Raw genomic sequence first — 17,710 nt, 5'->3', positions numbered from 1 at the left:
CCGACCCACGCCGTCGGTCCGGTTCCGGGGGCAAATTGCCGATCCAGCAGGTTGGGGGCGAGCTGAGATGAGCCGCCAGAGGACTTGGGTCGGAATCGGCCTTTGGCCTTGCCCTGGATTCGCTCCTCGGCCATTAACCGTGCCACGCGCTTGTGGCCGACTGGATGATTCCTGGCTCGTAAGGCCCTGACCAGCCGACGTCGCCCATAACTGCGCCTGCTGGTCACATGAATGGCCCGAAGCTCGGTACGGAGGGCCAAATCGACATCGCACGTTTGGGCATACTGCCGGTGCAGGTAGTCATGGAATCCAGAGACAGAAACCCCAAGAACCCGACACAACAACCTGGTCGGGTAGTGAGTCCTTTGACTGGCGACGAAGGCGTACCTCACTTGGACTCTCTGGCAAAGAACGCCGCCGCTTTTTTTAGGATTTCCCGCTCCAGCTTCAGATTGGCGTTCTCGGCCCGAAGGCGGCTGATCTCGCTTTCCAGGTCGGTGGCTGGCCTGCGAGCCTCAGAGGTCAACGACCGGCCAGCACGGACCGCGTCAAGCCAATTTGCCAGCGTCTTGACCGACATCTCCAACTGACGGGCCGCTGCGGCCGGCCCGAGCGACTCGGCCAGCTCCACGGCTTGGTGCTTGAACTCATCGGTGTAGCTACGACGGGTGATACGGGACATAAGGGACCTCCAAGTGCGATCAAAGTATCGCTTCTTGGCGTCCGCTGACGGGGGGCCAGATCAGTCCGCGGCATGGATGCCGCGGCCAAGCCCCCAGGGATGGGTTCACGGCGTCCCCCGCGAACCCACCCCGCCCGGCCAGGCGCGGCTTTTGATGTTCACGGCCAACCCGCCACGAGGGGCTGCGCCGTTCGCGGGAAACCCCTCAGTCGTCCGCGGAAACCGTCCGCCCCGACGCCCACGCGCGCAGTGCCTCCACCTGTTCGGCCATCAGCACCGACAGCGGCCGCGTGGCGCGGATCTCGGTCATCAGCAGCTCGGTATCCAGCGGCCGGCTTTCCGCATGCGCTGCATACAGGCCGGCCACGATCGCCTGTTCGATCTCGGCACCGGAAAAACCGTTCGCCGCCGCGGCCAGCGCCGGCAGTGCGAAGTCATCGGCGTTGAGCTGGCGCCGGCCCAGGTGCAGTCGCAGCAGTTCCACACGGACATCCGGGGTGGGCAGGTCGACGAAGAAGATTTCGTCGAAACGGCCCTTGCGCAGCAGTTCGGCCGGCAGCTCGTGCACCTGGTTGGCGGTGGCGACGATGAACACCGGCGCCTTGCGCTCGGCCATCCAGGTCAGCAGGTAGCCAAGCACGCGGCGCGACACGCCGCCGTCCTCGCCACCGGTTGCCAGCCCCTTCTCGATCTCGTCCATCCACAGCACGCACGGTGCCAGCTGTTCGGCCGAGGCCAGCGCCTGGCGCAGGTTGGCCTCGGTCTCGCCGTGGTATTTGTTGTACAGCGCGCCCACGTCCAGGCGCAGCAGCGGCACGCCGAAACCGGCGGCGGTGGCCTTGGCCAGCATCGACTTGCCGCAGCCCTGCACGCCCAGCAGCAGCATGCCGCGCGGCGGGTCCAGCCCGGCCGGTGCCGAGCCGGCGATGAACGCCACCCGCCGCTGGTTGATCCAGCGCTTGAGCCGGTTGGCCCCGGCCACGTCGCCGAAGCGCGCGCTGTCATGCTCGAAGAACAGGTGCCCGCTGCGGTTGAGCAGCTCGAACTTCAGCCGTGCCAGCTGCGGCAGGTCGTCGTCGCGCAGCGCGCCGTCGGCGTAGATCAGCTGGCGCGCGATGCGCCGGGCATCCACCAGGCTCAGGCCCTGCAGGTTCTTCAGGATCTTCTTCACCGCCTCGCTGTCGACTTCCACGCGGCGTCCGCCGTGCTCGCGTGCATAGGCGTCGGCCTCCTCGCGCAGCATCTTCAACAGCGCATTGGCATCGGGCAGGCGCGGGTTGAAGCGCACCGCCAGCGCTTCCAGCTCGGCCGGCAGTTCCACCTTCGCACCGATCAGCACCAGGACGTGCGGCTCGCTGTGGCGGCGCTGGATCAGGTCGCGCAGCGCGCGCTGGTGGCTGGCATAGCCCAGGTAGGGGTGGAAATCGAGCAGCAGGTAGACCCCGCGCTGGTCCGCCTGGCGGATCATCTGCAGGGCTGCGCTGGCATCGGGGGGGCCGACCGGCGGGTCTTCGCTGTCCAAGTCGATGCGGCGCAGGCCCTCGGTGATCGACCAGCGGTGCAGCGCCCGCCACACGTGCATCAGCGTCTGCCGGAACAGCTCGACGATGCGGCCCTCGTCCTGGGTCTCGATCACGATCAGGGGGGTGTTGGCGCGGATCAGTGCGCTCAGGTCCTGCAGCTCGCTCATGCCGGTTCGATCCTTCGGGGGCGCCACGATAGCAAAGGCAAGCGGCACAGGTTCAGCGCGGCGCTACCTCCCGTCACCACCGCCGGTGTACGCTCGGGGCACGTACCCGGAAGCGAGGCTGGCATGAAGACGATCCTGGTGGCCGGTTCCAAGGGCGGGGTGGGCAAGACCACCATCGCCACCCACCTGGCCGCGTACGCGGCATTGCAGGGCAAGGCCACGGTGATCGCCGATGCCGACCCGCAGGGCTCCAGCACCCGCTGGGCACAACGGCGTGCCGGGCTGGAAAGCGCGGTGCTCCCCATCGATGTGCATCGGAAGAAGCAGTGGGCGCAGAAGCTGCCCGACGGCACCGAAACCGTCATCATCGATGCGCCGGCGGGTGCATTGGCCGACGATATCCCCCATTTCCTTGACGCTGCCGACGCGGTGGTGGTGCCGGTGCTGCCTTCGGCGCTGGACATCGAAGCCATCGTCGGTTTCCTCAACAGCCTGGCCCAGAGCCCGCGGGTGCACAGCCGCAAGCTGCCGGTCGGGCTGGTCCTGAACCGTACCAAGCCCTGGACCCAGACTTCGCAGCAGGCCCTGCAGATGCTGGCCGAATGGCCCTACCCGGTGGTCGCGCAGCTGCGTGACAGCCAGAGCTATGTGGTCATGACCGGCCTCGGCCGCAGCCTGTTCGACTACCGGTCGGCCCAGGTGCGTGAACACCAGGCCGATTGGGAGCCCCTGCTGTCCTGGCTGAAGCTTTGATATCGGCGTCACTTTTCCTGCTGCATCCTCTTCTTCATGGAAACCCGCGATGCGTGAACTGATCCTGCTGCGCCATGCCCATGCCGAACCGGCCACCCCCGGCCAGGCCGACCTCGACCGGCCGCTGTCGCCGGTGGGGCTGGCCGAAGCCGAAGCCGCCGGCAAGTGGCTGAAAGAAAACAACCTGCTGCCGGACTGCGTGTTGTGCTCGCCGTCGCGACGTACCCGCGAGACCCTGGAAGCGGTGATGACGGCCATCGGCTATGTCGAAAAGCGCCTGGAAGACCGTATCTACGAAGCCACTCCAGGTACCCTGGCGGCGCTGGTGGACGAGCGTCGTGACCTGGACCGGGTGTTGATCGTCGGCCACAACCCGGGCCTGGAGCAGCTGGTGGCCCTGATGACCGACGGCAGCAGCAGCGACTATCGCGGCATGCCGCCGGCCGGCATCGCCGTGCTCGGCTTCCCGCGCGAGGCCGCGATCGAACCGGGTGTGGCCAGCCTGAACGCGTTCTGGTGGCCGTGATCCGATGAGCCTGGCGCGGCGCGGCCGCTTGCTGCTGCCCGCGCTGCTGGCACTGGGCCCGGCCTGGGCCGTGGTGCCGCCGCCAACCCCGTTGCCGCCGGTGGCGGCCGAAGCCCCGCGCATGCTGCGCCTGGATACCGCGCGTTCGCAGATCGGCTTCGAGGTGCGCACCCGGTTCGGGCAACGCATCGAAGGCGTGTTCCCGCACTTCGAGGGCCGCATCGAGATCCTTTCCGATGGCCGGCACCAAGTGCACCTGAAGATGTTCACGCGCTCGGTCGAGATCCCGGGCAAGGCGCGCTATACCGGCTGGATGCGGGGCGAGGAATTCTTCGATGCCGGCCGTCATCCGGTGGTCGAGTTCGACTCGCTGCCGTACTGGCCGGAAACCGTGGAAAACGGCGGCGACATTGATGGCCGCCTGACCCTGCGCGGGATCAGCCACCCGGAGAAACTGAAGGTCGAGAAGGCGGAGTGCGCCCGACCCGGCTATGATTGCGACGTCGTCAGCCGCGGTACCGTGCAGCGAGGCCGGTATGGCATGGACAGCTGGCAGCTTGCCTTGAGTGACCGAGTGACCTTCGTATTGCGTGCGCGCCTGAGCGAGGCGCCGAAACCGTGAACCTTCTGCTGCGTGTACTGGCGCTGGCAACCGTGTTGCTGGGCAGCGGTTGTGCATCGCTCTCGCATGCCGAGCGCGACCGTGCCGAAGCGATCGCCGTGCAGGCGCGCTCGGCCGTGGTCGATTGCCAGCGTGCCGACCGCTGCGCTCAGGACTCGCCGCTGCGGGCGCTGGCCGGCCGCGCGTTCACCGAATCCACCCCGGAACGGCCGCGTCACTACGCGACCCTGCTGGATGAAGGCGAAGGTGCCCTGGTGGCGCGCCTGAACCTGCTGCGCAGCGCCACCCGCAGCATCGACCTGCAGACCTACATCTTCGACAAGGACGACAGCGCCCGGCTGGTCATCGACGAGCTGCTGGCCGCATCGCGCCGCGGGGTGAAGGTGCGGGTGCTGATCGACCAGCTCTCGGCGATCTCCGACCTGCAGATCCTCGGCGCGTTGTCCGGTGCGCACCAGAACTTCCAGCTGCGGGTCTACAACCCGACGTTTGGCAAGGCCCGGCTGAACTACTTCGACTACGCCGGCAGCGTGCTGTGCTGCTTCCGCCGCTTCAACCAGCGCATGCACAACAAGCTGCTGGTGATCGACGATGCGATCGGCGTGGTCGGCGGCCGCAATTACCAGGACGACTATTACGACTGGGACCGCGAGTACAACTTCCGTGACCGCGACGTGCTGATCGCCGGCCCGGAAGCACGTGCGATGGCGGCCAACTTCGATGCGTTCTGGCGCGCCCACCGCAGTGTGCCGGCCGAACGCCTGAACGACGTCGGCCGCACCCTGCTGCGCGAGGGAGTGCCGACCCTGCCGCCGGCCACCTTCCGCCGCCCGGAACGGGTGCAGCGGGTCAGCGCCGAGGCCAACGACAACGAGTTCGTCACCCGTTCCTTCGTCGATACCGCGCTGCCGGTGGCCTCGGTGCGCTACGTGGCCGACCTGCCGCGCAAGCACCGCCGCGAGCAGCCCGACGCGCCGCTGGCCGGCCAGCACGTGACCGAACCGCAGCTGGATGCACTGATTGCCAGCGCGCAGAAGGAAGTGATCCTGCAGACGCCCTACCTGGTGCTGTCCAAGCCGGCGCAGAAACTGTTCCGCGAGCTGCGCAAGCGCCCGCAGCCCCCGCGCGTGGTGGTGTCCAGCAACAGCCTGGCCGCCACCGACAACCCGATCGTGTATGCGCTGTCGTACAAGTACAAGCGGCGCAACATGCGCGAACTGGGCTTCAACATCTTCGAATACAAGCCGTTCCCGCTGGATGCACCGGTCGACTACCGCAACCTGCTGCCCGACCCGATCACCGCACCCGACGGCGAGGACGAGGGCGGGCGCAATCCGTTGCTCGGCGGCAGTGCCGCCGGCAGCAACGCCGGAGGGGGCAGCACCGGGCGCACGCTACCGGCCAGCAAGCAGCAGGCCGTGGTGAACCACCCGCGCACCGGCAGCGCCTACCAGAATGCGCGGGAACGCCGCCGCGCCGCTGGCAGCGAGGTGGAGACGCGCCTGCTGCGTACCGAGACGCGGCCGTCGTTCCTCGGCAGCAAGGCGGTCAACAAGCCGCTGCCGGTCACCCGCAAGGGCGCGCGCATGGGCCTGCATGCGAAGTCGCTGGTGGTCGACCGCCGCATCGGGGTGGTCGGCACCCACAACTTCGATCCGCGCAGCGAGAACTACAACACCGAAGGCGCGGTGATCATCGATGACCCGGTGTTTGCCGAGCAGCTGGCCCAGAGCATCCTGCGCGATACCCATCCGCAGAACTCCTGGACGGTGGCGCCACGGGCCAAGCCGCCGGTGCTGTCGGGCCTGAACTACAGCGTCGGCAAGGCGTCCGAAGCGCTGCCGATCCTCGATTTCTGGCCCTGGCGCTATGCCACCGACTACGAATTCAAGCCCGGCCCGGAGTGCCCGCAGCCGCTGCCACGGCAGGACCCGGCGTTCCACACCTGCTACGTCGCCGTCGGCGACTTCCCCGAAGTCAACGTTGGCCCCAAGTGGCTGCTGGTGCGCATGCTGACCGCATTCGGCGCCGGCCTCGTTCCCATCCTCTGAAGGTACCCGCATGGCCCAGGTATTCCGCGAAGCCGTTTCCATCGAGCAGCTCAACGCGCTCAGCCGCAGCACGGCGATTGAATCCCTGGGCATCGTCTTCAGTGCGGCCGGCGAGGACTGGCTGCAGGCCACCATGCCGGTGGACGAACGCACCCGCCAGCCCTACGGCATCCTGCACGGCGGCGCCTCGGTGGTGCTGGCCGAGACCCTGGGCAGCAGCGCCGGCAACCTGTGCGTGGAGACCGGCAAGCAGATCTGCGTGGGCCTGGAGATCAACGCCAACCACGTGCGTGCGGTCCGCTCGGGCACGGTCACCGGCACCGCCCGCGCGCTGCACGTGGGCCGCAGCACCCAGCTGTGGGAGATCCGCATCGAGGACGAGCAGGGCCGCCTGGTATGCATCTCGCGGCTGACCCTGGCGGTGGTGGCCGCCGGCCACGGCTGAGCCCCTGGCAGGCGCGTTGACGGCGGCGGAACCCAGCGTTCCCCGCCGATTGCCCCGGTCGATCGGTGTTATGGCCTAAATCGGCTGGCAGCGATGACGGCCCTCCGGTATCGTGCGCGGATGACTTCCCCCACTCCGGCCCCCCGTGGCGGCGTGGCGCGTGTGTGCCGTTACCTGTACCGCGTACCGCTGCTGTTGGTCCACATCATCGTGTTCCTGCCGCTCATCCTGATCGGCATGCTGCCGCCGTGGGGCGAACTGCGCGTGGGCGACGCCACCTTCGGCGCCAAGGTGGTCAACTGGTGGCAGGGCGGGCTGATGTGGATCTTCGGCTTCCGCCTGGCGCAGATCGGCCAGCCGCTGCCCGGCGCGGTGCTGTTCGTCGCCAACCACGTCAGCTGGGTCGACATCTGCATCCTGCACAGCCAGCGCATGATGGGCTTCGTCGCCAAGCGCGAGATCGCCAGCTGGCCGCTGGTCGGTTGGCTGGCCGCGCGTGGCCAGACCATTTTCCACCAGCGCGGCAATACCGAATCGCTCGGTGGGGTGATGCAGGTGATGGCCGACCGCCTGCGCGAAGGCAAGGCGGTGGGCGTGTTCCCGGAAGGACGCACCCGCGGCGGCCACGAAGTGGGGCCGTTCCATGCCCGCATCTTCCAGGCCGCGGTCGAGACCGGCGTACCGGTGCAGCCGGTGGCACTGGTGTACGGCGTGAAGGGCCACGCACAGACCATCGTCGCGTTCGGCCCCGGCGAGAGCTTCTTCGCCAATTTCCTGCGCCTGCTCGGTGAGCCGGCGCGACGTGCGGAAGTGCACTTCCTGGCACCGATCGGTGCGCAGGACCTGGAAGGCCGTCGGCGCATCGCGGAAACCTCGCGCGCGCGCATCGTGGCGGCCATGAGCGCGGGGTGAGCGCACGGTGGCCCTGATCCCGCCACCTGTACTGGACGCCGGCACGCCGACGCTGCATGCGGCTGACTACCAGCCGCCTCGCTGGCTGCGCAACCCGCATCTGCAGTCGATGCTCAGCTCCAGCCGCATGCGCCTGCAGCGCGGCCTGCTGTTGCTCGCGGCCACGGGTGCGGTCAGCGAGGAACTGATCCTCGATGGTGGCGATGGCGTGCGCCTGCAGGGCTGGCACAGCCATGTCGAAGGCCGCGAACCCAAAGGCATGGCGTTGCTGCTGCACGGCTGGGAAGGCAGTGCCGAATCCAGCTACATGCGCATGGCCGCCGCGCGCATGCTGGAACAGGGCTTCGACGTGGTGCGGCTGAACTTCCGCGACCACGGCAACACCCATCATCTCAACCGCGGCATCTTCCACTCCAACCTGATCGACGAAGTGGTGCATGCCGCGGGCGATATCGCCCAGCGCTGGCCGCAGCTGCCGCTGGTGGCGGCCGGCTACTCGCTGGGTGGCAACTTCGTGCTGCGCCTGGCCCTGCGCGCGCCGGCCGCCGGCGTGCCGCTGCAGCGCGTGGCCTCGGTCTGCCCGGTGCTGGACCCGGCACTGACCATGGAAAGCATCGAGAACGGCCCGGCGATGTACGACTGGTACTTCCGCCGCAAGTGGGCCGGTTCGCTGCGCCGCAAGCGCGACCTGTTCCCCGAGCTGAGCGACTGCGACGACCGCGTGCTGAAGCTGGACATCCGCGCACTGACTGCCTGGCTGGTCGAGCGCCACACCAGCTTCGGCTCGCTGCAGGCGTACTTCGACGGCTATTCGATTGCCGGCGACCGCCTGTCCACGCTGCAGGTGCCGGCCGACATCCTGATGGCACAGGATGACCCGGTCATTCCGTATACGACCTTCAACAACTGGCAGCTGCCGCGCCAGGCGCACCTGGAAACCGCCTGCTGGGGCGGCCACTGCGGCTTCATCGAGAACTGGCGGGGCGATGGCTTCTCCGAGCGCTGGGTTGCGCAACGCCTGCAGCGGGTCCTGCAGGCCTGAACCGGCAGCGGCACGCAGCCCGCTACAATGCCGGTTTGCACTTGAAGCGGACTGCCATGCAAGACCAGATCATCCAAGCGTTGCGCCAGAACCAGGCCGACCAGGCCGTGCAGCTGGCCCAGGCGTGGACCCGTGACGAACCCGGCCTGGCCGATGCCCACCGCTGGCTGGCGCTTGCGCTGCAGCAGCAGGGCAACGCCGAAGCCGCGATGGAGGCATTGCAGCAGGCGCTGCGGCTGGCCCCGGACGACGCCCAGCTGCACCTGCAGCACGCCGGCCTGCTGCTGGCACTGCGCCAGTTCGAAGGCGCCGACGAGGCGCTGCTGCGTACCACCGGCCTGGATCCGAACGCCTTCTCCGCCTACCTGATGCAGGCGCACCTGGCGATCGGCCGCAACGACTTCGACGAAGCCCAGCGCCTCTCGACCCTGGCCGGGCGCGTGGAACCGGAGCATCCGGAACTGCTGACCATCGACGGCATGGTCGCGCTGCGCCGTGGCGATGCCGACCGTGCGCTGGCACTGCTGTCGGCCGCCAGCAAGGCGCTGCCGGACGATACCCGCGTGCTGTACGCACTGGGCTTCGCGTATCTGGGCAAGGACATGCTGGCATTCGCCGAGCAGTCGTTCCGCCGCGTGCTGGAACTGAACCCGTCACTGTCCTCGTTGCACGGCCTGGTGGTGCAGCTGGCGCTGCGCCAGGGCAACGTGCCGGCTGCGGCCGAAGCCGTGCAGGTCGCCCTGCAGCAGCCGGAGCTGGACGTGCCGGCGATGCGTCGCCTGGCCGGTGAGCTGGCGCTGCGCAACAGCCAGCCGCTGCAGGCGCTGGACCATCTGCTGCCGTTGCTGGACACCCAGCCGGAAGACCGCCAGGTGCTGCAGCTGCTGCTGATGTCGTGGCAGCGCCTGGGCCGCGAGGATGAAGCGCGCGCACGCCTGGATGCAGTGCTGGAAGCCCATGACCAGCTGCACGACGTGTGGCTGGCGCGGCTGGCCATCGAGCAGGTGGGCAGCGCAGGCGCAGTGGCGGCCGTCGAGCGCTGGATGGCGGCGATGCCGGCGCACCTGCCGGCGCTGGAAGCGCGCCTGCGCCTGCACGACATGGTGGGCGAGCGCGCGCAGGCCGAGGCGATCGCCGAGCGCATCGTCAGCCTGGAACCGGGCCGCGTCAGCGGCGAAACCCGGCTGGTCGAAGGGCTGCTGCAGCGCGACCCGGCCGCGGCGGTCGCGCGCGTGCAGGCGCTGATCGAGCAGGCACCGGAGGCCCACCGTGCCGACCTGCGGACCTGGCTGGGCGAGATCCAGGATCGCGCCGGGCAGCCGCAGGAAGCGCTGCGCACCTGGATGTCGCTGCAGGCCGAGCAGGCGCCGCAGCGCTTGCCGCTGCCGCCGCAGGCCAAGGCACCGCCGAGCTGGCCGGACAAGGGCAGCATCGATGGCGATGCCAGTTCCGCACCGATCTTCCTGTGGGGCGCGCCCGGCTCGGGCGTGGAGCGCGTGGCGACCGGCCTGGCCGCCGCCAGCCCGGTGCTGCGCAGCGACCGTTACACCAACACGCCACCTGATGACGCCTTCCAGAACTTCAACACGCTGCAGGATCTGGCGTCGGGTGTGCTGACGCCGGAGCGGCTGGTGCAGCGCTGGCGCGAACAGCTGCCGGCGCGTGGCCTGCAGAGCGACACCGTGATCGACTGGCTGCTGTGGTGGGACAACGCCCTGCTGTGGGCGCTGCGCCCGCAGTTGCCGCAGGGGCGCCTGCTGCTGGTGCTGCGTGATCCGCGCGACATGCTGCTGGACTGGGTGGCCTACGGTGCCGCCGCACCGCTGGCGATGACCTCCCTGGCCGAAGCCAGCGAATGGCTGACCCGCGCGCTGACCCAGGTCGCCACGCTGCACGAGGAAGACCTGTATCCGCACGTGCTGCTGCGCATCGACCAGATCGGCAATGATCCGCATGCGATGGCCGAACTGCTGGGCCGCCTGTTCGAGCGGCCGATGCCGCCGGCTGCGCAGCTGGGCGCTCCGCGCCTGCCGCCCGGCCACTGGCGCAACTACCGCGACGTGATGAGCGCCGCCTTCGCCCAGCTCACCCCGGTTGCGGTGCGCCTGGGTTACCCGGAAGAGTGAGGAGAGTGCAATGCAGCTGAGCAGCAACAGCCTGACCCACGGCGCGCCCATCGACCGCGCGTTCGCCGCCGGCGACGCCAACGGCTTCGCCCCGGACCGCAACCCGCACCTGGCCTGGAGCGGGGCGCCGGCCGGCGCCCGGTGCGTGCGGGGGGGGGGGCGGGGCCCCGTCGGGGCCGCCGGTGCCGGACACGGTCGGCCGCAGCGACATGAGCGTGCCGCGTGACCAGCCGCGCTGCGATTTCGTGCACTGGGTGATGGCCGATATCCCGGCCACGGTGCAGGAGATTGCCGCCGGCAGCTGCAGCGACGGCTTCGTGGTCAAGGGCAAGCCGGCACCGGCCGGCCCGGACGGCAGCCGCCAGGGCCTGAACGACTTCACCGGCTGGTTTGCCGGCAATCCGGACATGGCCGGTGATTACCTGGGCTACGACGGTCCCTATCCGCCCTTCAACGACGAGCGCGTGCACCGCTACTTCTTCCGCGTGTTCGCGCTGGACGTGGCCTCGCTGGAGCTGCCGGCACGCTTCACCGCTGCCGATGCGTATCGGGCCATGCACGGCCACGTACTGGCCGAAGCGGCACTGCACGGAACCTACACGCTGAACCCCGCACTGGGCTGAGCGGCACATTGGGTAGAGCCGGCCGCTGGCCGGCTGCTGCAGGAAACGGCGGCAACACAGGGAAGATGCTGGCCAGCGGCCAGCTCTACCTTCCATCCGCTTGCGGCGATGCCGGTTCGAACACCGCGGTATCGCCCTGCGCGTTGCGCACCGTCAGCGTGCCCCGCTCGCCCAGCTCGAGCATCGGTGCCGCCCCTCCGCCGTGCATCAGCATTCGCGCGCGCTTCTGCTGCGTGGTCATTTTCGGATCGATGCACTCGGCCGTGGTCTGCACGCTGTTGCGCAGGAACAAGTGGTTGCCCTGCAGCTGGTACTGGCTGCTGGCGTGGTTGCACAGGTTCAGCTCGCTCATGAAGCCGGACTGGAAGCGCAGCGTGTAGGGCGCGTGGCCCGGGACGAACAACGCGTCAATGCGCCGGCCCTGCGCGTCGGTGGCGCGCGCCAGTTGCCACAGATGTGCTTCAAGCCGATCGTTGCTGGGCGTGCGGGCAGTGGCCACATCCGCGGACACGGCCAGCAGCCCAGCAATGATGAGGACGGGGACGTGCTTCATGCCGATCTCCCGATGCAAGTGGGTAGTGCCGGCCGCTGGCCGGCAACCTCCGTGTGTTGGCGGTGCCGCGCAGGGCAGCCGGCCAGCGGCAGGCCCTACCGACCATGAAGAAGGGCGGCCTCTCGGCCGCCCTTCTGTCGTCTTACTTCTTCTCGACGGCCGACTCGACCACCATGTCCAGCACGTACGCCTGCGACGGCGCATCGGCCGGCGGGTTCTTCACTTCGTAGCGCTTCACGCGCACCACGTTGCGCACGCCGTCTTCGTGGGTGTAGCCCTCGATGTTGCCGTAGAAATTCTCGAACTTGCCCGGCTCGCCCTGCTTCAGGCCCTTGTCGTCGAACTTCACCTCACGCACCTGCAGGCACTGGTAGTCCGGGATCAGCGGGTGCGAGCACTTCTCGGTCTTGGCGGCCACTTCCAGGAACACGGTTTCGCCGGCGCCGCCGTAGCGGGTTTCAGCGGTCGGTTCCGGGTTGAACACCAGCACGTCGCCCTTGGCGGTGGTCAGGGTCAGCGCGCCATTGGCATCCTGCTCGGCCTTCAGCTCGCCCTGCAGGCGGCTCGACACGGCCTCGTCCAGCGCCATCAGCGCCTTGTCGGTGCAGGCCATCATCGTCGACGCCATCGCGCCCACGGTCAGCTTGCCGCCGGCCAGGCTGTAGCTGCCGCCCATGTGGTTGCAGGCGTTGCTGACCGACAGGCGGCCATCAGCGAAGTCCAGGGTGACCGGCTTGTCTTCGCGGGCGAACAGCGCATCGATGCGCTTGCCGTCGGCGCCGGTGGCCTGCTGCAGCAGCCAGTGCTGGCTCTGCAGGCGCTGCGCATCCAGGTGCGCCAGCGTCTGCTGGTCTGCTGCCTTGGCCGCGGCCGGGGCCACGTCGTCGCCGCCGGTGCCGGCCGGGGCCGGGGTCTGGCTGCAGGCGGCCATCAGGGCCAGCGGGAGGAGCAGGGTGAGCTTGCGGTTCATGGTGATTCTCCTTGGGGAACCGTGGGGGAAACGGGGTGGGGCCGGCAACGGGGTCAGCGTGCCCCGGCGCTGTTCAGCTGCCGGAGGGCAACCACAGCAGCAGCGCCGCGCCCAGCGCGATGCGGTAAACGGCGAAGGCGGTGAACCTGTGCGACTTGATGTAGCCCATCAGCCACTTCACTACGACGAAGCCGGTGACGGCTGCGGCAAGGAACGCCACGCCCACGTCGGTCCAGTTCTCGCTGCCCAGCTTTCCGTCCTTGGCCATTTCCAGGAAGGTGTAGGCGCTGGCCGCGAACATGGTGGGAATGCCGACCAGGAACACGAATTCGGCGGCGGCCGCACGGCGGCTCAGGCCCAGCAGCATGGCCAGGAAGATCGCCGAGGCCGAGCGCGAAGTGCCCGGGAACACGCCGGCCACCACCTGCGCCAGGCCCACGCCGATCGCCACCGTCCAGGTCACCTGGTCGCGGTCGGGCAGGCGCGCGGTGTAGGCCTCCACCAGCAGCATCCAGACGCCACCGATGATCAGGGCCCAGGCCACCGGGCTGACCGTCTCCGGCAATGACCAGCCGGCCTTGCGCACCACCAGGCCGACCACGGCGGTGACCAGGAAGGCGGCGCCCAGCTTGAACACATAGTCGCGGTTCTCGCGCTGGTTGAAGCCGGTGGCCAGCTGCAGCAGGCGCTGGCGGAACACCAGCACCACGGCCACGATCGCGCCGGCCTGGATGACGATGTTGAAGAAGTCCGAGCGGGCCCCCAGCCAGTGCTGGGCGATGAGCAGATGGCCGGTGCTGGAGATCGGCAGGAATTCGGTGAGGCCTTCGAGGATGCCCAGCAGCAGGGCGGAGAGCAGGTCGGACATGGACGGTGCGTGCACGCGCGGCGGAAGGAAGAAGGTCGAGAGGATAGACGATCCCCGCTGCACCAAACGGGTGCGTCTGGTGGCGGGTGCACCCGTTTGGTGCGCAGCGTTTTGCACCGCGACGGGACGCCCTTTTTAAAATCAATGACTTGCAATCATTGAAAAGTTGGCACGGTCATTGCTGTACCTCAGCAGGCATTCATCCCCATCCGAGGTCGTACCGATGTCCGTGGAAAACGTTGAGAAGCTGATCAAGGACAACCAGATCGAGTTCGTCGACCTGCGCTTTGTCGACATGCGTGGTGTCGAACAGCACGTGACCTTCCCGGTCAGCATTGTCGAGCCGTCGCTGTTCGAAGAAGGCAAGATGTTCGATGGCAGCTCGATTGCCGGCTGGAAGGGCATCGCCGAGTCGGACATGGTGCTGCTGCCGGATACCGCCAGCGCCTACGTCGACCCGTTCTACGCCGATCCGACCATCGTGATCAGCTGCGACATCCTCGACCCGGCCACCATGCAGCCGTATGGCCGCTGCCCGCGCGGCATCGCCAAGCGCGCCGAGGCCTACCTGAAGTCCTCCGGCATCGCCGAAACCGCGTTCTTCGGCCCGGAGCCGGAATTCTTCATCTTCGACTCGGTCCGCTTCGCCAATGAAATGGGCCACACCTTCTTCCAGGTCGACTCGGAAGAAGCGGCGTGGAACAGCGGCGCCAAGTATGACGGCGCCAACAGCGGCTACCGCCCGGGCGTGAAGGGCGGCTACTTCCCGGTCCCGCCGACCGACACCCTGCACGACCTGCGCGCTGAAATGTGCAAGACGCTGGAACAGGTCGGCATCGAAGTGGAGGTGCAGCACCACGAAGTGGCCACCGCCGGCCAGTGCGAGATCGGCACCAAGTTCAGCACCCTGGTGCAGAAGGCCGACGAACTGCTGCGCATGAAGTACGTGATCAAGAACGTCGCGCACCGCAACGGCAAGACCGTCACCTTCATGCCCAAGCCGATCGTCGGTGACAACGGCAGCGGCATGCACGTGCACCAGTCGCTGTCCAAGGGCGGCACCAACCTGTTCTCCGGTGACGGCTACGGCGGCCTGAGCCAGCTGGCGCTGTGGTACATCGGCGGCATCTTCAAGCACGCCAAGGCCATCAATGCCTTCGCCAACTCGGGCACCAACAGCTACAAGCGCCTGGTGCCGGGCTACGAAGCCCCGGTGATGCTGGCCTACTCGGCGCGCAACCGTTCGGCCTCGTGCCGCATTCCGTGGGTGTCCAACCCGAAGGCGCGCCGCATCGAAATGCGCTTCCCGGATCCGATCCAGTCCGGCTACCTCACCTTCACCGCGCTGATGATGGCCGGCCTGGACGGCATCAAGAACCAGATCGACCCGGGCGCACCGAGCGACAAGGACCTGTACGACCTGCCGCCGGAAGAAGAGAAGCTGATCCCGCAGGTCTGCTCCTCGCTGGACCAGGCGCTGGAAGCGCTGGACAAGGACCGTGAGTTCCTGAAGGCCGGCGGCGTGATGAGCGATGACTTCATCGACGGCTACATCGCGCTGAAGATGCAGGAAGTGACCAAGTTCCGCGCGGCCACCCACCCGCTGGAGTACCAGCTGTACTACGCCAGCTGACCGGCGGCGCCGGGGGGGGGGGGGGGGGGGGGCCCCCCCCCCCCCCCCCCCCCTGGGCTGGGGTGTGGGGGGGGGGGGCGCCGCGCGGCGGGCCCGGCCCGCTTTGGTGTAGAGCGGACTGTCAGTCCGCTGAAACAGGGGCAAGAGAGACCGGATACGCGACCAGGGCCGCCCTCCCTCCCGCGTCGGTCGTGCAAGGAGAGAGGCACGGCCGTCCCGGCCCTGTACGTGTCCGGTGCAACAGCCACGGCCATCATCCTGATGGCCGGTGGTTGCCTGATGCCAACGCGCACTGGCGCGCTGGCCCCATCCACCCTCGGGACATGCGCATGAAACTGATCTCCGCCATCATCCGGCCGTTCAAGCTCGACGAGGTCCGCGAGGCCCTCTCCGATGCAGGCGTGTCGGGCATCACCGTGACCGAAGTGAAAGGCTTCGGCCGCCAGAAGGGCCACACCGAGCTGTATCGCGGCGCCGAGTACGTCGTCGACTTCCTGCCCAAGATCAAGATCGAAACCGTAGTCACCGACGAGCGTGCCGATGCGGTGATCGAGGCGATCCAGTCGTCGGCAGGTACTGGCAAGATCGGTGACGGCAAGATCTTCGTCACCGCCGTCGAACAGGTCATCCGTATCCGCACCGGCGAGATCGGTGCCGACGCGCTGTAATCCCCCTTCCGGAGATTCCCCCATGAAGATGCGCCTTCTCACCGGGTGGCAAGCCCGGTTCCATATCGTGTGCCTGTTGATGCTGCTCAGCGCGCTGGCCGCCGGGGCATGGCCGGGTACTGCCCACGCCCAGGCCCAGGTGTCACCGCTGCCCAGCGAGACCGTTGCGGTTGAGTCGTTGCAGGACCCGGCTGCGGCGACCGCCGCACCTGCGGTGCCCGAAGCGGCTGCCGCCTATGATCGCGGCGACGTCGCGTGGATGCTCACTTCCACCCTGCTGGTGCTGTTGATGGTGGTACCGGGCCTGGCCCTGTTCTATGGCGGCCTGGTGCGTTCGAAGAATGTGCTGTCGGTGCTCAGCCAGATCCTGGTGGTGTTCTCGCTGGTGCTGCTGCTGTGGGTGGCGTATGGCTACAGCGCGGTGTTCAGTGCCGGCAATCCGTTCTTTGGTTCGTTCACCGAATTCGCCTTCCTCAAGGGCTTCACCCCCGACTCGGTCGGCAACACGCCGATCAAGGGCCTGCCGGACTATCTGTTCGTGGCCTTCCAGTCGACGTTCGCCGGCATCACCACCGCGCTGATCGTCGGTGCCTTCGCCGAGCGCATCAAGTTCCGCGCGGTGCTGCTGTTCTCGGCGCTGTGGTTCACCCTCAGCTACATCCCGATGGCGCACATCGTCTGGGGCGGTGGCTACCTCGGTGAACTGGGTGCGATCGATTTCGCCGGTGGCACCGTGGTCCACATCAATGCCGGCGTGGCCGGCCTGGTGGCTGCGTGGTTCGTCGGCAAGCGCCTGGGCTATGGCCAGACCGCATTGAAGCCGCACAACGTGCCGTTCACCTATATCGGCGCAATGCTGCTGTGGGTGGGCTGGTTCGGCTTCAATGCCGGCTCCGCTGCTGCGGCCGATACCGTGGCCTCGCTGGCCTTCCTCAACACCGTGCTGGCCACCGCCGCTGCTGTGCTGGGCTGGACGCTGGTGGAAGCCATTGGCAAGGGCAAGCCGTCGGCACTGGGCGCCGCCTCGGGTGCGGTGGCCGGCCTGGTCGGCATCACCCCTGCCTGCGGTACGGTCGGTCCGCTTGGCGCGATCGTGATCGGTTTCGTCGCCGGCGTGGTCTGCGTGTGGGGCGTGACCGGTCTCAAGCGCCTGCTGAAGGTGGATGACACCGCCGACGTGTTCGGCGTGCACGGTGTCGGCGGCATCGTCGGTGCCATCCTCACCGGTGTGTTCAGTGCGCAGTCGCTGGGCGGCACCAAGGCTGATCTGGATATTGCCCATCAGGTGTGGGTGCAGGTGGTCAGCGTCGGCCTCACCGTGCTGTGGTCGGCGGTGGTGACCACGCTGATCCTGCTGGTGGTGCGCAGCGTGGTCGGCCTGCGTGTCACCGAGGAAGCGGAGCGCACCGGCCTCGATGTCACTTCGCATGGCGAGTCCGCCTACGAGGCCTGAGGTAATGGCGGGCGGCTCTGCGGGGCCGCCTTTGCGTTTGGTGGGGGCCAGGCTTGCCTGGCACGGCTCCTGCCCTGGTGGGGGGGGGGGGGC

At 68.1% G+C, this 17,710-nt stretch carries 16 protein-coding genes and 1 pseudogene; 12 read left to right on the top strand and 5 right to left on the bottom strand.

What is annotated here, in order from left to right; genetic code table 11:
- Window positions 1-388: 388 nt before the first annotated feature.
- Together O0J73_RS15420 and O0J73_RS15415 are read right to left on the bottom strand one after the other, a co-directional pair.
- Window positions 389-682 carry an IS3 family transposase gene (locus O0J73_RS15420; RefSeq protein ID WP_006479425.1) on the bottom strand — a complete coding sequence of 98 codons (294 nt, stop codon included), beginning with the start codon at window positions 680-682 and terminating at the stop codon, window positions 389-391.
- Between the two features lie 205 nt (window positions 683-887).
- Entirely contained in the window at window positions 888-2,372 is a 1,485-nt protein-coding gene (locus tag O0J73_RS15415) for an AAA family ATPase (protein WP_040006739.1), read from the bottom strand.
- 123 nt (window positions 2,373-2,495) lie between these two features.
- Here O0J73_RS15415 and O0J73_RS15410 point away from each other — a divergent pair, with 123 nt between their 5' ends.
- The 9 genes and pseudogenes from O0J73_RS15410 (at window position 2,496) to O0J73_RS15370 (ending at window position 11,472) form a co-directional block, all read left to right on the top strand.
- A complete protein-coding gene (locus tag O0J73_RS15410; protein ID WP_308309083.1) occupies window positions 2,496-3,125 on the top strand; it encodes a ParA family protein in 630 nt (209 codons plus the stop codon).
- 49 nt (window positions 3,126-3,174) lie between these two features.
- The gene (locus tag O0J73_RS15405) at window positions 3,175-3,651 is read left to right on the top strand and encodes a histidine phosphatase family protein (RefSeq protein ID WP_004153518.1); all 477 of its coding nucleotides are present in this window, start codon (window positions 3,175-3,177) and stop codon (window positions 3,649-3,651) included.
- Between the two features lie 4 nt (window positions 3,652-3,655).
- On the top strand, window positions 3,656-4,273 hold the full coding sequence (locus O0J73_RS15400) for a YceI family protein (protein ID WP_004153519.1): 618 nt from the start codon (window positions 3,656-3,658) through the stop codon (window positions 4,271-4,273).
- On the top strand, window positions 4,270-6,324 hold the full coding sequence (locus O0J73_RS15395; protein ID WP_004153520.1) for a phospholipase D family protein: 2,055 nt from the start codon (window positions 4,270-4,272) through the stop codon (window positions 6,322-6,324). Before O0J73_RS15400 ends, O0J73_RS15395 begins: the two co-directional genes overlap by 4 nt.
- Window positions 6,325-6,334: 10 nt before the next feature.
- A complete protein-coding gene (locus tag O0J73_RS15390; protein WP_004153521.1) occupies window positions 6,335-6,769 on the top strand; it encodes a hotdog fold thioesterase in 435 nt (144 codons plus the stop codon).
- Between the two features lie 120 nt (window positions 6,770-6,889).
- Entirely contained in the window at window positions 6,890-7,681 is a 792-nt protein-coding gene (locus O0J73_RS15385; RefSeq protein ID WP_308309082.1) for a lysophospholipid acyltransferase family protein, read from the top strand.
- 7 nt (window positions 7,682-7,688) lie between these two features.
- Window positions 7,689-8,723 carry an alpha/beta fold hydrolase gene (locus O0J73_RS15380; RefSeq protein WP_308309081.1) on the top strand — a complete coding sequence of 345 codons (1,035 nt, stop codon included), beginning with the start codon at window positions 7,689-7,691 and terminating at the stop codon, window positions 8,721-8,723.
- 56 nt (window positions 8,724-8,779) lie between these two features.
- Window positions 8,780-10,849, top strand: a complete 2,070-nt coding sequence (locus tag O0J73_RS15375) for a tetratricopeptide repeat protein (protein WP_164241557.1) — start codon at window positions 8,780-8,782, stop codon at window positions 10,847-10,849.
- 10 nt (window positions 10,850-10,859) lie between these two features.
- Window positions 10,860-11,472 (top strand): annotated as a pseudogene (locus O0J73_RS15370) (YbhB/YbcL family Raf kinase inhibitor-like protein).
- A gap of 85 nt (window positions 11,473-11,557) precedes the next feature.
- Here O0J73_RS15370 and O0J73_RS15365 read toward each other — a convergent pair.
- From O0J73_RS15365 to O0J73_RS15355, 3 genes are all read right to left on the bottom strand, one after another.
- Window positions 11,558-12,025, bottom strand: a complete 468-nt coding sequence (locus O0J73_RS15365; protein ID WP_004153530.1) for an META domain-containing protein — start codon at window positions 12,023-12,025, stop codon at window positions 11,558-11,560.
- 142 nt (window positions 12,026-12,167) lie between these two features.
- The gene (locus O0J73_RS15360; protein WP_308309077.1) at window positions 12,168-12,995 is read right to left on the bottom strand and encodes an META and DUF4377 domain-containing protein; all 828 of its coding nucleotides are present in this window, start codon (window positions 12,993-12,995) and stop codon (window positions 12,168-12,170) included.
- 73 nt (window positions 12,996-13,068) lie between these two features.
- A complete protein-coding gene (locus O0J73_RS15355) occupies window positions 13,069-13,863 on the bottom strand; it encodes an undecaprenyl-diphosphate phosphatase (protein WP_004153531.1) in 795 nt (264 codons plus the stop codon).
- 223 nt (window positions 13,864-14,086) lie between these two features.
- Here O0J73_RS15355 and glnA point away from each other — a divergent pair, with 223 nt between their 5' ends.
- From glnA to amt, 3 genes are all read left to right on the top strand, one after another.
- The gene (gene glnA, locus O0J73_RS15350; RefSeq protein ID WP_004153533.1) at window positions 14,087-15,496 is read left to right on the top strand and encodes a type I glutamate--ammonia ligase; all 1,410 of its coding nucleotides are present in this window, start codon (window positions 14,087-14,089) and stop codon (window positions 15,494-15,496) included.
- A 329-nt stretch (window positions 15,497-15,825) separates the two neighbouring features.
- Window positions 15,826-16,164, top strand: a complete 339-nt coding sequence (locus O0J73_RS15345; RefSeq protein WP_004134334.1) for a P-II family nitrogen regulator — start codon at window positions 15,826-15,828, stop codon at window positions 16,162-16,164.
- A 22-nt stretch (window positions 16,165-16,186) separates the two neighbouring features.
- A complete protein-coding gene (amt, locus tag O0J73_RS15340; protein ID WP_197563704.1) occupies window positions 16,187-17,617 on the top strand; it encodes an ammonium transporter in 1,431 nt (476 codons plus the stop codon).
- Window positions 17,618-17,710 lie beyond the last annotated feature (93 nt).

Source organism: Stenotrophomonas sp. Sm6012, assembly GCF_030985895.1.
Classification (GTDB): Bacteria; Pseudomonadota; Gammaproteobacteria; order Xanthomonadales; family Xanthomonadaceae; genus Stenotrophomonas; species Stenotrophomonas forensis.
The sequence above is the reverse complement of the archived record's forward strand: the minus strand, read 5'-3'. Positions and strand labels throughout refer to the sequence as shown.

What these genes read in the sequence shown, in the direction of transcription:
- amt (WP_197563704.1), top strand. Translation starts at nt 16,187, where the DNA reads ATGAAGATGCGCCTTCTCACCGGGTGGCAAGCCCGGTTCCATATCGTG.
- O0J73_RS15415 (WP_040006739.1), bottom strand. Translation starts at nt 2,372, where the DNA reads ATGAGCGAGCTGCAGGACCTGAGCGCACTGATCCGCGCCAACACCCCC.
- O0J73_RS15355 (WP_004153531.1), bottom strand. Translation starts at nt 13,863, where the DNA reads ATGTCCGACCTGCTCTCCGCCCTGCTGCTGGGCATCCTCGAAGGCCTC.
- O0J73_RS15365 (WP_004153530.1), bottom strand. Translation starts at nt 12,025, where the DNA reads ATGAAGCACGTCCCCGTCCTCATCATTGCTGGGCTGCTGGCCGTGTCC.
- glnA (WP_004153533.1), top strand. Translation starts at nt 14,087, where the DNA reads ATGTCCGTGGAAAACGTTGAGAAGCTGATCAAGGACAACCAGATCGAG.
- O0J73_RS15390 (WP_004153521.1), top strand. Translation starts at nt 6,335, where the DNA reads ATGGCCCAGGTATTCCGCGAAGCCGTTTCCATCGAGCAGCTCAACGCG.
- O0J73_RS15360 (WP_308309077.1), bottom strand. Translation starts at nt 12,995, where the DNA reads ATGAACCGCAAGCTCACCCTGCTCCTCCCGCTGGCCCTGATGGCCGCC.
- O0J73_RS15420 (WP_006479425.1), bottom strand. Translation starts at nt 682, where the DNA reads ATGTCCCGTATCACCCGTCGTAGCTACACCGATGAGTTCAAGCACCAA.
- O0J73_RS15405 (WP_004153518.1), top strand. Translation starts at nt 3,175, where the DNA reads ATGCGTGAACTGATCCTGCTGCGCCATGCCCATGCCGAACCGGCCACC.
- O0J73_RS15345 (WP_004134334.1), top strand. Translation starts at nt 15,826, where the DNA reads ATGAAACTGATCTCCGCCATCATCCGGCCGTTCAAGCTCGACGAGGTC.
- O0J73_RS15410 (WP_308309083.1), top strand. Translation starts at nt 2,496, where the DNA reads ATGAAGACGATCCTGGTGGCCGGTTCCAAGGGCGGGGTGGGCAAGACC.
- O0J73_RS15375 (WP_164241557.1), top strand. Translation starts at nt 8,780, where the DNA reads ATGCAAGACCAGATCATCCAAGCGTTGCGCCAGAACCAGGCCGACCAG.
- O0J73_RS15385 (WP_308309082.1), top strand. Translation starts at nt 6,890, where the DNA reads ATGACTTCCCCCACTCCGGCCCCCCGTGGCGGCGTGGCGCGTGTGTGC.
- O0J73_RS15400 (WP_004153519.1), top strand. Translation starts at nt 3,656, where the DNA reads ATGAGCCTGGCGCGGCGCGGCCGCTTGCTGCTGCCCGCGCTGCTGGCA.